This is a genomic window from Mycobacterium sp. (assembly GCF_025965855.1).
Classification (GTDB): Bacteria; Actinomycetota; Actinomycetes; order Mycobacteriales; family Mycobacteriaceae; genus Mycobacterium.
The window spans coordinates 1-13,250 of record NZ_JAOPWB010000273.1 but is presented as its reverse complement, the minus strand read 5'-3'; the positions used below and the strand labels follow the sequence as shown (position 1 = coordinate 13,250).

Genomic DNA, 13,250 nt, shown 5'->3' with positions numbered 1-13,250 from the left:
CTTCCCCGTTAATCCCACAAGATGCGGCCGCGGCCTCAGTAACATGCTCACATGCCAGAAAGCGGCGGCCGTCGCGAAGACCTGACCGAGGGGCAGGTTTTCGCTGGATACACGATCATTCGGCGTCTGGGGACAGGCGGCATGGGCCAGGTGTATCTGGCGCAGCACCCGCGGCTGCCCCGCCGCGATGCCCTCAAGATCTTGCCCGGCGAGCTGACCGCGAACGACGAATTTCGCCGACGCTTCAACCGAGAGGCCGACCTGGCGGCGAGCCTGTACAACGAACACATCGTCGGCATCCACGACCGCGGTGAATACGACGGGCAACTGTGGATCTCGATGGACTACGTCGAGGGAACCGACGCCGCGAAACTGCTGCGCACCAGGTACCCGTCCGGGATGCCGAAAGCCGATGTGGTCGAGATCATTTCGGCCGTCGCCGACGCGCTCGACTACGCCCATTCGCGCGGGCTGCTGCATCGCGACGTCAAACCGGCCAACATCCTGCTGACCGAGGCCGGCCCGCGGCGACGGATCCTGCTCGCCGACTTCGGCATCGCCCGCGAACTGGGTGACATCAGCGGCCTGACCGCGACCAACATGCTGGTGGGCACCACCGCGTACTGCGCACCCGAACAGCTGCAGGGTCTCGATGTGGACGGGCGGGCCGACCAATACGCGCTCGGCTGCACCGCGTTCGACCTGCTGGCCGGGTCCGCCCCGTTCCGCCACTCCAACCCGGCGGTGGTCATCACGCAGCATCTGTCCGCGCCGCCGCCGAACATCAGCGAGCGCCGGCCCGAACTGGCCGACCTCGACGGCCCCATTGCCAAAGCGCTGGCCAAAAAACCCGACGACCGCTACCCGACGTGCACCGATTTCGCGGCGGCGCTCGGCAGCCGGCTCAACACCGCCCGGTCGGAGGTCCCCGAGATGACCGCGGGCCCGACGGAGGTCATCCCGGCACCGACGGCCGCGATCTCGAAGCCCAAAAGCGCAGCGCCTCCCAAGGCGGGCGGCGGCGGGCGGGGACCGGCCATCGCGATCGCGGCGCTCGTCGCCATCGCCATGATCGCGGCGGGCGCCTACTTCGGCATCCGCACCCTCGGCGGCCGGTCCAGGCAGCAGCACCACACCAGCGCGCCTTCGGCGTCGGTGGCGCCGTTGCCGCCCGGCAATGCCGCTGCGCCCCCGTCGACCGCGGCGATCAAGCTGACCGGCCAGATCACCGATCAGCCGGCCGTGCTCGGCCCCCTCGAGTACGACGCGGTGAACCGAGCGCTCACCAATCTCTACAACGGGCGCGGCACCCGGCTCTGGGTGGTGTACGTCAGAAACTTCGACGGCCTCAAACCGTTCAAGTGGGCCGAAAACGCCATGGTCGCCAACAATTTCACCGACAGCGACGCCATCCTGGCCGTCGCCACCGATGAGCCCGCTTTTTCTTTCCGGGTGCCCAACGCGATACTCACCGGAAAGGCCATCGATTTGGAGATCATCCGCCGTGACCGCATCTCGCCGGCCGTGTTCCGCCACGAATGGGCGCGCGCGGCGGTAGCCGCGGCCAACGGGTTGGACGTCGCGCCGAGTTAGCTTTCGGGTTCCAGCAGCACGTCGGCGTCGAAGCAGCTGTGGTCGCCGGTGTGGCACGCGCCGCCGACCTGGTCGACGGTCAGCAGCACGGTGTCGCCGTCGCAGTCCAGGCGCACCGAGTGGACGTGCTGGGTGTGACCGGACGTCGCCCCCTTGATCCACTGTTGCCCGCGGGATCGCGAATAGTACGTGGCCTCATGGGTTTCCAGGGTGCGGGCCAGTGCCTCGTCGTCCATCCAGGCGACCATGAGGACGTCGCCGCTGCCGCGTTCCTGCACGACGGCGGTGACGAGTCCCTCGGCGTTGCGCTTCAGGCGCGCGGCGATGTTCGGGTCGAGCGTCATCGCACGGTGATCCCTTCCGCGGCCATGGCGGCCTTCACCTGCCCGATGGTCAGCTCTCGGAAGTGAAAGACGCTGGCCGCCAAAACCGCATCGGCGCCGGCGGCGACCGCCGGCGCGAAGTGCCCAACCGCCCCGGCGCCGCCGCTGGCGATCACCGGCACCGTCACCGCCGCGCGGACCGCATGCAGCATCGGCAGGTCGAACCCCGCCTTGGTGCCGTCGGCGTCCATCGAGTTGAGCAGGATCTCCCCGACCCCGAGGTCGGCACCGCGGGCCGCCCATTCGACGGCGTCGATGCCGGTGCCGCGGCGCCCCCCGTGGGTGGTGACCTCCCAGCCCGACGGCGTCGGCGCCGACCCGGCGGGCACCGTGCGGGCATCGACGGACAACACGATGCACTGCGAGCCGAAGTGCGTTGCCATTTCCGCGAGTAGGTCGGGCCGGGCGATCGCCGCGGTGTTGACCGAGACCTTGTCGGCCCCCGCGCGCAACAACGTGTCGACGTCGGCCACGGTGCGCACCCCGCCACCGACCGTGAGCGGGATGAACACCTGCTCGGCGGTGCGGCGCACCACTTCCAGCATGGTCGCCCTGCCCGACGACGACGCCGTCACGTCCAGGAAGGTCAGCTCGTCGGCGCCTTCGGCGTCGTAGGCCGCCGCCAGCTCCACCGGATCACCGGCGTCGCGGAGGTTTTCGAAATTGACCCCCTTGACCACCCGCCCGCCATCCACATCCAGGCACGGGATCACGCGCACGGCAAGGCCGGTGCCCGAGTACATCTCAGTAGTCATCCGGATCGCCTACGGCGCGCAGGATCTCGAGGACTTCGCCGTGGGCGCCCGGCGCCGCGGCCAGCACTGAATCCGACGCGGGGGTCCACGGCTTGCCGGCCAGGTCGGTGACGATGCCGCCCGCGGACCTCACCTGGGCCACGCCGGCGGCGTGGTCCCACACGTGGCCGCCGAAACTTATTGCCGCACCGAGGATTCCGTCGGCGACATAGACGAGGTCAATCCCGGTGGAGCCGTGCATGCGCAACCGGGACGATACCCGGCTCAGGTTCTCCAGCAGCGCGATGCGGTATCGACCCGGGAATCGGCCGCGCGAGTCGGCGCTGAACGTTCCCACCGCGACGAGGCTGTCGGCCAGCTCCGTGGTTTGCAACGACGGTTGCGGCGCACCGTTTTTGATCAGCGGGCCACCCGCGACGGCCGTGTAGCGGTCGCCGATGAACGGCAACCAGGTCAGGCCCGCCAGCGGCTCGCCGTCGTGCAGCAGGGCCAGCAGGATCGCGGCCATCGGGGATCCGGCGGCGTAGTTGAACGTGCCGTCGATGGGGTCCACCACCCACACCCACGTCGAGTCCACGTCGGTGCCGCCGAATTCCTCGCCGTGCACCCCGATCCCGGTGGTGGCTTGCAGCGCGGTGACGACCTGTCGCTCGATCGCGAGGTCGATTTCGGTGGCAAAGTCGTTGCCCTTCTTGGGAACCGCCGATTCGGCGCGGTGGCCCTCCACGAACCGGGGCACGGCGGCGTCGAGGATTATGGATGCCTTGTCCACCAAGGGGGACACCATTGCGTTCAGGTCCATGCGACTACGCTCTCACCGCGGCCAGGGCCTGCGGCAGGGTGAACCGCCCGGCGTAGAGGGCCTTGCCGACGATGGCGCCCTCGACCCCGCGGTCGGTGAGGTTGGCGATGGCGCGCAGGTCGTCCAGGCTCGACACCCCGCCCGACGCGATCACCGGGGCCTCGGTGCGATCGGCCACACTGGCCAGCAGTTCGAGATTGGGGCCGCCCAGGGTCCCGTCCTTGGTGACGTCGGTGACCACGAATCGCGAACACCCTTGACCGTCAAGGCGTTCCAGGACTTGCCATAGGTCGCCGCCGTCGGTTTCCCAGCCGCGTCCGCGCAGCCGGTGCTCGCCGTCCGGATTGTTTTTGTCGATCTGCACGTCGAGCCCGACGGCGACCTTGTCGCCGTTCTCGCCGATCGCCCGCGCGCACCATTGCGGGTTCTCCAGGGCCGCCGTTCCGAGGTTGACACGCGCGCACCCGGTGGCCAACGCCGCGGCCAGGGAATCGTCGTCGCGGATCCCGCCGGACAGCTCCACCCGCACGTCGAGCTTGCCCACCACCTCGGCGAGCAGCTCACGGTTGGAGCCACGTCCGAACGCGGCGTCCAGGTCGACGAGATGGATCCATTCGGCCCCGTCGCGCTGCCAGCCCAGCGCGGCGTCGAGCGCCGAGCCGTACTCCGTTTCGCTGCCGGCCTTGCCTTGCACCAGGCGCACGGCGCGGCCCTCGACCACGTCGACGGCCGGTAGCAGAATCAGCACAGTTCCTCCCGCACGCCGAAAGTGCAACTGGCGACGCCTCTTCCCGGCATTTGCGTCGCTAGTCGCACCCTCGCGAAGTCGTTCACAGTCCCTCAACCCAATTGCTCAGCACGGCCGCGCCGGCGTCCCCGCTCTTTTCCGGGTGGAATTGCGTGGCGGCTAAAGGCCCCTCCTCTACGGCGGCCAGGAACGGCACCTCGTGGGTCGCCCACGTCAGCGCCGCCTCCGGCGAGCCCTCCCAGCGCTGCGCGGCGTAGGAGTGCACGAAGTGAAACCGGGCGTCGGCGTCCAGCCCCTTGAACAGCGCGCTCCCGGGCGCCGGATACACGACGTTCCAGCCCATGTGCGGGATCACCGGGGCATCCAGCCGGGTGACGGCCCCCGGCCACTGCCCGCAGCCTTTGGTCTCCACCCCGAATTCCACCCCGCGGGCGAACAGGATCTGCATGCCGACACACACACCCAGCACCGGGCGTCCGGTGGCGACCCGCTCGGCGATGATGCGATCTCCCCCGACTTTTCGCAGGCCCGTCATGCACGCCTCGAAGGCGCCGACCCCCGGCACCACCAGGCCGTCGGCGACCGCAGCGGCGCCCGCGTCGGCGGTCACCTCGACCGACGCTCCCACCCGCTGCAGCGCGCGTTGCGCCGACCGCAGGTTGCCCGAGCCGTAGTCGAGCACCACAACCGATTTAGTCACAGAACACCTTTGGTGGACGGCACGCCCGACACCCGGGGATCGGGCTCGACCGCCTGGCGCAGCGCGCGGGCCACCGCCTTGTATTGGGCCTCGGTGATGTGGTGCGGGTCGCGCCCGTACAGGACGCGCACGTGCAGCGCGATGCGGGCGTTGGAGGCCAGTGTTTCGAACACGTGCCGGTTGACGACGGTGTGATAGGGCACCGAGCTGCCGGTAATCGTGGTGTGCTGCAGGTGATCCGGCTCGCCGGTGTGCACGCAGTAGGGCCGGCCGGACACGTCGACCGCGGCGTGGGCCAGCGTCTCGTCCATCGGGATGAACGCGTCCCCGAAGCGGCGGATGCCCTTCTTGTCGCCCAGCGCCTGCCCGAGTGCCTGGCCCAGCGCGATGGCGGTGTCCTCGATGGTGTGATGCCCCTCGATCTCGACATCGCCCTTGGTGCGCACGGTCAGGTCGAAGCTGGCGTGACTGCCCAGCGCCGTCAGCATGTGATCGTAGAACGGCACACCGGTGTCGACGTGCACCTGTCCCGTGCCGTCGAGATCGATCTCGACGACGATGTCGGATTCCTTGGTGCGCCGCTCAATACGCGCGCGGCGGGTTGCTTTCCCTGTTTCGATGGTCACGGGGCTCCTACTGAGGTGGCTGGGGCCAGTTCGGTGGCCGCGATCCGGGCGCTGGCCCGCAGGAACGCGTCGTTCTCCTCGGCCAGCCCCGTCGTCGCGCGCAGGTAGCCGGGGACCCCGACGTCGCGGATCAGGATGCCGGCGTCCAGGTAGCGCTGCCAGGTGGCCGGGGCATCGGCGAATTCGCCGAACAGCACGAAGTTAGCGTCGCTCGGGATCACCCGAAAACCCATGCCGCTCAGGGCCGTTGTGACGCGTTCGCGTTCGGCGATCAGAGTGGCGACGCTGCCCAGGGTGTCGTCGGCGTGCCGCAGCGCGGCCCGGGCCGCGGCCTGGGTGACCGACGACAGGTGATACGGCAGCCGCACCAGGAGCATCGCGTCGATCATCGCCGGTGTGGCGACCAGGTACCCGAGCCGCCCGCCGGCGAACGCGAACGCCTTGCTCATGGTGCGGGTGACGACGAGCTTGGTCGGATACTCCTGCACCAACGCCACCGCGCTGGGCTGCGAGGAGAACTCGCCGTAGGCCTCGTCGACGATGAGGATTCCCGGCACCACGTCGAGCAGCCGCCGCAGGTCCGGCAGCGAAACGCTTTGCCCGGACGGGTTGTTCGGGCTGGCGATGAAGATGACGTCGGGCTCGCGATCGCCGATGACCGCTACGGCGGCATCGAGGTCGAGGCTGAAATCGTCGGCGCGCGCGGCCTCGAGCCACTCGGTGCGGGTGCCCTCGGCGATGATCGGGTGCATCGAGTAGGACGGGACGAACCCGATCGCCCTGCGGCCCGGCCCGCCGAACGCCTGCAGCAGCTGCTGCAGGATCTCGTTGGAACCATTGGCGGCCCAGAGGTTTTCGGCATCGAGCTGGGTCCCGGTTTGCGCGGTGAGGTAGGCGGCCAGGTCGCGGCGCAGGGTCACCGCGTCGCGGTCGGGGTAGCGGTGCAGGTCCACCGCGGCCTGGCCCACCGACCGCACCACGTCGTCGACCAGCGCTTTGGTGGGCGGGTGCGGGTTCTCGTTGGTGTTCAGCCGCACCGGAACCGCCAATTGCGGCGCCCCGTAGGGCGATTTGCCGCGCAGATCGTCGCGCAGCGGCAGGTCGTCCAGCGTGGGTTTTTTGAGTTCGGTCATCGCTCGAACCTCCGCCGTACCGCCTCGCCGTGCGCCGGCAGGTCTTCGGCCTTGGCCAGCGTGATCACGTGCCCGGAAACGTCTTTGAGGGCCGACTCGGTGTAGTCCACGACATGGATGCCGCGCAGGAACGTCTGCACCGACAGGCCGCTGGAATGCCGGGCGCAGCCCGCGGTCGGCAACACGTGGTTGGAACCGGCGCAGTAGTCGCCGAGGCTCACCGGCGAGTACGGACCGACGAAAATGGCTCCGGCCGAACGTATTCGGCCGGCAACCCGCGGAGCGTCGATGGTCTGGATCTCCAGGTGTTCGGCGGCGTAGGCGTTGACGACCTTGACGCCGGCGTCCAGGTCGTCGACCAGGATGATGGCCGATTGGCGCCCGCCCAGCGCGGCGGTCACCCGTTCGCGGTGCATCGTCGTTTGCAGCTGGGCGGCCAATTCGGTGTCGGTGGCGGCGGCCAGCGCCTCGCTCGGGGTGACCAGCACGCTGGCCGCCATCTCGTCATGTTCGGCCTGGCTGATCAGGTCGGCGGCCAGGTGCGCGGGATCGGCGGTGTGGTCGGCGAGGATGGCGATCTCCGTCGGCCCCGCTTCGGCGTCGATGCCGACCCGGGAGCGGCACAGCCGCTTGGCGGCGGTGACGTAGATGTTGCCGGGGCCGGTGATCATGTCGACCGGCGCAAGTTCCGAGCCGTCGGTGTCGGTGCCGCCGTAGGCCAGCAGCGCCACCGCCTGCGCGCCGCCCACGGCCCAAACCTCGTCGACCCCCAGCAGCCGCGCCGCGGCCAGGATCGTCGGATGCGGCAGGCCTTTGGACTGGCCCTGCAGCGTCGCCTGCGGTGGGCTGGCCACCACCAGCGAGTCGACACCGGCGGCCTGCGCCGGCACCACGTTCATCACCACACTGGACGGGTACACCGCATTGCCGCCCGGCACGTACAGGCCGACCCGCTCGACGGGGACCCACCGCTCGGTGACCGTCGCGCCGGGGCCGAGCGTGGTGGTGACGTCGCTGCGGCGCTGGTCGGCGTGCACGGCGCGGGTGCGTTCGATCATCACCCGCAGCGCCTCGGACACGTCCGGGGCCAGATCAGCCAGCGCCTTGTCGAGCGCCGCCACGGGCACCCGGACGGCCGGGGGCCGCACCCGGTCGAAGGACGCGCCGTACTCCAACGCCGCCTCGGCCCCGCGCTCGGCGACGGCCTCCACGATCGGGCGCACCTGGGGCAGCACGCTGTCCACGTCGGCGCCGCCGCGCGGCAGCGCGGCCCGCAGCCGGGCGGCCGTCAGCTCCGCGCCGCGCAGGTCGATGCGGGCGATCGGCGACGGTTGGGTGGGGTTCACGTTCTCCATTCTCCCAGAGCAACTCAAGTCGTTATCCGACCGGTACAGTGCCGATGAAAGGCGATGCAAGGCCCGCAGAGTTTCCGCAAGGAGCCGTTATGTCCGCAAAGGATCACCCGAACAACGCCCCGGGCGTCCCGATGGTATTCCCGCCCTGGTTCGAGCGCTTCCAGATCAAGTACTTCAACCCGGCAGTCAAGCCAATCGCGCGCTTTCTGCCCGGGACCGCGACCATCAAGCACCGCGGCCGCACGTCCGGCAAGCCGTACGAGACCATCATCACCCCCTACCGCAAGGGAAACGTGCTGGCGATCGCGCTGGGCCACGGCAAGACGAACTGGGTCAAGAACGTGCTGGCCGCCGGCGAAGCCGACGTGCAGTTCAGCCGTAATCGCGTGGTGCACATCACCAACCCGCGCATCCTGCCCGCTGGTTCCGACGGCCCCGACGTCCAAGACCTGCCGCGGCTGGCTCGGGCGCAGCTGCGCCGCATCGGGGTGTTCGTCGGCGACATCGCCTGACTTTCGCTTTCGGGGCTGTGCGTGTGCGCTGAGGGCTTTGCGTGTGCACTGAGGGCGGGATTTCGGCGATTTCCCCGCCCAGCACACACACCCCCAAACGCCCGCCCGCAGCGGTTGCGTGTGCGCTGACGGCTTTGCGCGTGCACTGACGGCGGTGCGTGTGCGCTGACGGCTTTGCGTGTGCACTGACGGCGGGATTTCGGCGATTTCCCCGCCCAGCACACACACCCAAAGCCCCAGACGCACACTCAACCCCAAACGCCCGCCCGCAGCCGTCCAGTGTGCGCTGAGGCCACGATTTCGCCGCCCTCGGCGCACACTCAAGCGGTCTATGCCCTGGTGAAGACAGTCTTGCCGGTCATCGTCGGCCAGGCCGAAGGAGCTTCGTCCCATGCGACGACGCGGTCGACGGCCGGCGACAGGTCCAAGCCGGCGGCGAGCAACTCGAGCACCCGCGGGATGACCGTGCGCGCGCTGACGCGCCCTGTGACGAACCGCACACCGCGCGAGTACATCGGCAGCAACGGCATCTCAACCTTGTATTCGGGATAAATCCCCGTGTCGGTGCACACGCCGTCGGGCCAGGTCGCGCGCAATGTCGCCGAAAGCAGCGCCGGATCGCTCGTCGTGTGCACCGTGACCGGATACGGGTCCCAAGACTTGTCGGGCTTGGCGACGTCGTGGACCGCCGCCCCGAGCTTCTCGGCGGCGGCCAGCCGCTGCGGGTCGGTGTCGACGTAGTCGACGTGGGCTCCCAGCGCCACGCCGAAGGCGGCCGAATACAACCCGATCGACAGTCGCCCGAGCACGAGGACGCGGCGATCGGCCGGATCGAGCTTGGCCAGCTCCTCACCGAATGGCCCGACGGTCCGCCAGCCGTCGGGGATGTTGTCCGACAGAGATGCGATCGATATGGGTTCGACGCCGTCGGGAAACGCGATGAGCATCGCGTCTGCGTACGGCACCAGCACCAGATCCGACATGAAGCCGCCGCCGTCCAATCCGCTGATCGGTGCCATCCCGTAGGCCGCCATCCACGGCACCGAGCTGCATGAACCGGTCACGCCGCGTCCGCATTCGCGGCAGGCCCCGCAGCTGATCTGGAATGGCACGACGACCCGGTCGCCGACCCGAACACCCCTGACGTCATCGCCGACCGCGATGACCTCGGCCAATCCTTCATGGCCCACCGCGTACCCCGGCGGCAACGGCAGCCGCCCGTTACATACCGCGACGTCGAGGTCGCAACACGCCACCATCAGCGGCCGGACCAGCGCCTGTTGGGGCGCAGTGATCCGCGGTTCGGGCACCTCGCGCCATGCGTATCGCCCGCTCTCCTCGTACGTCAGCTGCCTCATCTCAGCATTCTTGAGTGATCACTCAAGTAAAGTCAAGACCGTGCCCAGACCAGATCGCAGCCGCGCCGCGCTGATCGACAAAGCCGCCACCCTGTTTCGCCGCCAGGGCTACGCGGCTACCGGTCTCAACCAGATCCTCGAGGAGGCCGGCGTCAAGCCCGGTTCGCTGTATCACCACTTCCCGCAGGGCAAGCAACAGTTGGCGGCGGCGGTCGTCGAGACCGAGGGGACGGGCATCGAGCAGTTGCTGCGCCGGTTCCTGGCGACGGGCCGGCCGGTGGCCGACGTCGTCGACCGGTGGGTGGACCTGCTGGTGGCGGGTTTGGCAGGCGACCGGCGCGACGGTTGCCCCATCGAGCCGATCGCCACCGAATCGGTAAACGGGAGCACGCTGGTGCGCGAGGCGTCGGCGCGCGCCTTCAGGGGCTGGTGCGCGGCGGTCGAGGAGCGGCTGCACTCCGACGGCTGGGCCGCTGCGGAGGCGGAACGGGTTGCGCTCGCGGTGATCGCACTGATCGAGGGGGCGCTGATCCTGTCCCGGATCTCCGGTGATGCCGGCGCGCTCGAGGCGGCCAAGCCCGCGGCGCGGTCACTCCTTGCCCGGTAGTCGGCCGTCTTCGAGCGTGCGCTTGATGATCGGGGCGGCCTCCTGCATGGCGGTGTGCAGCGGTTGCGCCAATTCGTCGGGCAGCACGTCGCGGGACCAGATGAAGCGGCAGCGCCCCGGGCCGTTGGGGACGATCTGCATCACCGCGTTGTCGTGCTCGGGTCGTACGGTGTCGCCGATCAGGGAGTAGACGATCCGGCGCGCGGATTCATCTCGGGCGACGAGGCGTTCGCAGGCGATGTTGCCGTTGGTGAACACGACCACGCGAACATTCCCTTCCGCCCGCGACGACACCACGTGACCATGGGCCATCCCGACGGGGCCGCCCGCCCAATCGCCGATCACTCGCCATACCTGGTCGGCGTCGACGGCGATCTCAAACTCGGTGTGAATAGATGCCATACCGATAGCCTCGCCGGGCGGGACCCGGTCAGGCTTGACGATTCTTGCCAGTTTTTGTCGGACCGACGGGCTAATCTCGCGCCCGTGCTGAAAACGACACCGCTCGTCGTCCGGCCGCATTTCCGCGTGCACGCCTGGACGTGTGAACCGGACGGTCCTGGCTGGTCACCGGTCGAGTGCCCGGCGAACGCGCGGCTTGTGCTGGTCCGGGCCGGTCGGTTTCGGCGGCGTTCCACGGGCGGCTCGGCGGATTTTGATGCGACGCTCGGATATCTCGGTGTGCCGGGCGAGGAGGAGCACTTCGCGCATCCGCACGGCGGGGACGTTTGTACGTCGGTGTGGCTCAGCGCCGCGGCCTGGTCGCAACTGGTGGGCAACCCGCGTCGAATGCGCCGCGCGACGGTGTACGTCGACGCCCGAGTGGAGCTGGCACACCGGCGTCTGCTGGCGGCGGGAGGAACCGATGTCGATTACCTGCTCGCCGAAGAACTGGTGCAACTGTTCGCGCGGGCGGTGCGGGGTGCGGCCGAGCACCGAACGCCGGTGACGGACCGACCGGCGCCGGCCGAGCGTCGACTCGTGGGTCGGGCCCGGTCGGCGATCCACGACGACGACCCCGCGGCGCGCGGGCTGTTTCCGTTGGCGGAGCTGCTGGGCACGTCGCCATACCGGTTGAGTAGGGCGTTCCCGCGGGAGTTGGGTGTGTCGCTCACCCGGTACCGCAACCGCGTCCGGGTGAGCCGAGCGCTCGACCGGCTCGAGCGCGACGAGTCGAGGCTGGCGACCGTCGCCGCGGAACTCGGGTTCGCCGACCAGGCACACTTCACCCGGGTTGTGCGCCAGCAGTTGGGCCAAACGCCGGCGGCGCTCCGCTGCGAGCTGCGGCGGGCTTCGACCGGAGGGCCGAAGTCCACGGACGCGTCGAGTGTGCGCTCACGGCTTTCGGTGTGAAGTGAGGGCGGGATTTCGGCGATTTTTCCGCCGAGGACGCACACGCAAGGCCCAGGAAACACGCTCAGCCGGAAGGCCCTACATGTCGAGGCCGATATCGAGCGCGCGCACCGAGTGCGTCAGCGCGCCGACGGCCAGGTAGTCCACGCCGGTGGCGGCGTAGGTCGCCGCGTTCTCCAGGCTGAGCCCGCCGGACGACTCGAGCAGGACGGCGGGCGCCCGGGCGTCGCGGCGCTGGACGGCGGTCTGCGTCTGCCACACCGGGAAGTTGTCCAGCAGGATCAGCTCGGGCTTTTCGGTCAGCACCTCATCCAGCTGCTCGAGCGAGTCCACCTCCACCTCGCACGGCAGGCCGGGGGCCGCTTCGCGCACCGCCCGCAGCGCTTCGACGACCGATCCCGCGGCCGCGACGTGGTTGTCCTTGATCAGCGCCGCGTCGCCCAGCCCCAGGCGGTGGTTGACGCCCCCGCCGATTCGCACCGCATACTTCTGTAGCACCCGCAGGCCCGGCAGGGTTTTACGGGTGTCGCGGACCTTGGCCTTGGTGCCGTGCACCGCGTCGACCCAGGCCGCGGTCGCGGTGGCGATCCCCGAGAGGTGGCAGATCAGGTTCAGCGCGGTCCGCTCCGCGGTCAGCAGGCCGCGGGTCTCGGCCTGGACCGTCAGCAGCGGCTCGCCCGGCCGCAGCCGGGCGCCGTCCTCGACGCGATCGAGCACGTGATAGCCGCCGGCGCCGAGCACCTCGTCGAGGACCAGCAGCGCGACGTCCACCCCGGCGATCACGCCGGGCTCGCGGGGCACCATCGACGCGGTGGCCACGGCGCCGGCGGCCACCGTGGCCTGTGTGGTGATGTCGGGCCCGTAGCGCAGATCCTCTTGCAGGGCGCGCCGGATGGTGTCTCGAGCGGCGTCGAGTTCGCAGTCCGACAGCATCGTCACCCCACCGCCGCCAGCGCCTCCACCGCCACCGCCACCGAGTTTTGGTCGTCGGCGAGCCGGAGCACGCTGCTGCGGGCTTGCTGGGGCGCGGCATCCGGGTACTCCGCGCGGTGGTGGCAACCGCGGCTTTCGTTGCGCGCCAAGGCCGCCGCGGTCACGGCGCGCGCGGTCAGCGTCAACGCGACGTCCTCGAAATCGCGACGGCCGGCCACGTTGCGGATCGGCGCCCCGGACAGCTTGTCGGACAACCGGTTTAGGCCTGCGGCGTCGCGCACCACCGAGGCGTCGCGGCTCATCGCGCGCTGCAGCCGGCCGCGCTCCGGCGCGGTGTGGGCGATCGGGTCAGGCGCGATCGCGCGGGGACGCCCGGCCGCCACCGCGTGCGC

The 13,250-nt window shown here is 69.7% G+C and carries 15 protein-coding genes and 1 pseudogene; 4 read left to right on the top strand and 12 right to left on the bottom strand.

What is annotated here, in order from left to right; genetic code table 11:
* Positions 1-51 precede the first annotated feature (51 nt).
* Entirely contained in the window at positions 52-1,593 is a 1,542-nt protein-coding gene (locus JWP83_RS22980; RefSeq protein WP_297735281.1) for a serine/threonine-protein kinase, read from the top strand.
* Here JWP83_RS22980 and hisI read toward each other — a convergent pair.
* From hisI to hisD, 8 genes are all read right to left on the bottom strand, one after another.
* Positions 1,590-1,937, bottom strand: coding sequence for a phosphoribosyl-AMP cyclohydrolase (gene hisI, locus JWP83_RS22975; RefSeq protein ID WP_297735278.1), 348 nt, complete (start codon positions 1,935-1,937; stop codon positions 1,590-1,592). The genes JWP83_RS22980 and hisI overlap by 4 nt on opposite strands.
* Positions 1,934-2,719, bottom strand: a complete 786-nt coding sequence (gene hisF / locus JWP83_RS22970; protein WP_297735357.1) for an imidazole glycerol phosphate synthase subunit HisF — start codon at positions 2,717-2,719, stop codon at positions 1,934-1,936. The genes hisI and hisF overlap by 4 nt, the downstream gene beginning before the upstream one ends.
* Position 2,720: 1 nt before the next feature.
* The gene (locus JWP83_RS22965; RefSeq protein WP_297735275.1) at positions 2,721-3,533 is read right to left on the bottom strand and encodes an inositol monophosphatase; all 813 of its coding nucleotides are present in this window, start codon (positions 3,531-3,533) and stop codon (positions 2,721-2,723) included.
* A gap of 4 nt (positions 3,534-3,537) precedes the next feature.
* Entirely contained in the window at positions 3,538-4,281 is a 744-nt protein-coding gene (priA, locus tag JWP83_RS22960) for a bifunctional 1-(5-phosphoribosyl)-5-((5-phosphoribosylamino)methylideneamino)imidazole-4-carboxamide isomerase/phosphoribosylanthranilate isomerase PriA (RefSeq protein ID WP_297735272.1), read from the bottom strand.
* A gap of 82 nt (positions 4,282-4,363) precedes the next feature.
* On the bottom strand, positions 4,364-4,981 hold the full coding sequence (gene hisH, locus JWP83_RS22955; RefSeq protein ID WP_297735269.1) for an imidazole glycerol phosphate synthase subunit HisH: 618 nt from the start codon (positions 4,979-4,981) through the stop codon (positions 4,364-4,366).
* Positions 4,978-5,601 (bottom strand): imidazoleglycerol-phosphate dehydratase HisB, encoded by a 624-nt coding sequence (gene hisB / locus JWP83_RS22950; protein WP_297735354.1) that lies wholly within the window; start codon positions 5,599-5,601, stop codon positions 4,978-4,980. The genes hisH and hisB overlap by 4 nt, the downstream gene beginning before the upstream one ends.
* Before the next feature lie 2 nt (positions 5,602-5,603).
* Positions 5,604-6,740, bottom strand: coding sequence for a histidinol-phosphate transaminase (locus JWP83_RS22945; protein WP_297735266.1), 1,137 nt, complete (start codon positions 6,738-6,740; stop codon positions 5,604-5,606).
* Positions 6,737-8,095 carry a histidinol dehydrogenase gene (hisD, locus tag JWP83_RS22940; protein ID WP_297735263.1) on the bottom strand — a complete coding sequence of 453 codons (1,359 nt, stop codon included), beginning with the start codon at positions 8,093-8,095 and terminating at the stop codon, positions 6,737-6,739. The genes JWP83_RS22945 and hisD overlap by 4 nt, the downstream gene beginning before the upstream one ends.
* Before the next feature lie 89 nt (positions 8,096-8,184).
* Between hisD and JWP83_RS22935 the strand changes: the two genes are divergently transcribed.
* Positions 8,185-8,607, top strand: a complete 423-nt coding sequence (locus tag JWP83_RS22935; RefSeq protein ID WP_297735260.1) for a nitroreductase family deazaflavin-dependent oxidoreductase — start codon at positions 8,185-8,187, stop codon at positions 8,605-8,607.
* 329 nt (positions 8,608-8,936) lie between these two features.
* On the opposite strand, the gene JWP83_RS22930 is transcribed toward JWP83_RS22935, so the two are convergent.
* Positions 8,937-9,965, bottom strand: a complete 1,029-nt coding sequence (locus JWP83_RS22930) for an alcohol dehydrogenase catalytic domain-containing protein (RefSeq protein WP_297735257.1) — start codon at positions 9,963-9,965, stop codon at positions 8,937-8,939.
* A gap of 40 nt (positions 9,966-10,005) precedes the next feature.
* Here JWP83_RS22930 and JWP83_RS22925 point away from each other — a divergent pair, with 40 nt between their 5' ends.
* On the top strand, positions 10,006-10,572 hold the full coding sequence (locus JWP83_RS22925) for a TetR/AcrR family transcriptional regulator (RefSeq protein ID WP_297735253.1): 567 nt from the start codon (positions 10,006-10,008) through the stop codon (positions 10,570-10,572).
* Here JWP83_RS22925 and JWP83_RS22920 read toward each other — a convergent pair.
* Positions 10,555-10,974, bottom strand: a complete 420-nt coding sequence (locus JWP83_RS22920; protein WP_297735250.1) for an SRPBCC family protein — start codon at positions 10,972-10,974, stop codon at positions 10,555-10,557. The two genes, JWP83_RS22925 and JWP83_RS22920, sit on opposite strands and share 18 nt — an antisense overlap.
* A gap of 84 nt (positions 10,975-11,058) precedes the next feature.
* On the opposite strand from JWP83_RS22920, the gene JWP83_RS22915 reads away from it, so the two are divergent.
* Positions 11,059-11,925 (top strand): helix-turn-helix transcriptional regulator, encoded by an 867-nt coding sequence (locus JWP83_RS22915; protein WP_297735247.1) that lies wholly within the window; start codon positions 11,059-11,061, stop codon positions 11,923-11,925.
* Between the two features lie 78 nt (positions 11,926-12,003).
* Here JWP83_RS22915 and nadC read toward each other — a convergent pair whose 3' ends face one another.
* Positions 12,004-12,858, bottom strand: a complete 855-nt coding sequence (gene nadC, locus JWP83_RS22910; RefSeq protein WP_297735351.1) for a carboxylating nicotinate-nucleotide diphosphorylase — start codon at positions 12,856-12,858, stop codon at positions 12,004-12,006.
* Positions 12,859-12,860: 2 nt separating this feature from the next.
* A pseudogene (locus JWP83_RS22905) lies at positions 12,861-13,250 on the bottom strand (L-aspartate oxidase); the annotation flags it as partial.

Excerpts from the sequence above, each read along its gene's own strand:
- JWP83_RS22965 (WP_297735275.1), bottom strand. The coding sequence starts at position 3,533 with ATGGACCTGAACGCAATGGTGTCCCCCTTGGTGGACAAGGCATCCATA.
- JWP83_RS22935 (WP_297735260.1), top strand. The coding sequence starts at position 8,185 with ATGTCCGCAAAGGATCACCCGAACAACGCCCCGGGCGTCCCGATGGTA.
- JWP83_RS22920 (WP_297735250.1), bottom strand. The coding sequence starts at position 10,974 with ATGGCATCTATTCACACCGAGTTTGAGATCGCCGTCGACGCCGACCAG.
- JWP83_RS22980 (WP_297735281.1), top strand. The coding sequence starts at position 52 with ATGCCAGAAAGCGGCGGCCGTCGCGAAGACCTGACCGAGGGGCAGGTT.
- nadC (WP_297735351.1), bottom strand. The coding sequence starts at position 12,858 with ATGCTGTCGGACTGCGAACTCGACGCCGCTCGAGACACCATCCGGCGC.
- hisF (WP_297735357.1), bottom strand. The coding sequence starts at position 2,719 with ATGTACTCGGGCACCGGCCTTGCCGTGCGCGTGATCCCGTGCCTGGAT.
- hisI (WP_297735278.1), bottom strand. The coding sequence starts at position 1,937 with ATGACGCTCGACCCGAACATCGCCGCGCGCCTGAAGCGCAACGCCGAG.
- JWP83_RS22930 (WP_297735257.1), bottom strand. The coding sequence starts at position 9,965 with ATGAGGCAGCTGACGTACGAGGAGAGCGGGCGATACGCATGGCGCGAG.
- hisD (WP_297735263.1), bottom strand. The coding sequence starts at position 8,095 with ATGGAGAACGTGAACCCCACCCAACCGTCGCCGATCGCCCGCATCGAC.
- JWP83_RS22945 (WP_297735266.1), bottom strand. The coding sequence starts at position 6,740 with ATGACCGAACTCAAAAAACCCACGCTGGACGACCTGCCGCTGCGCGAC.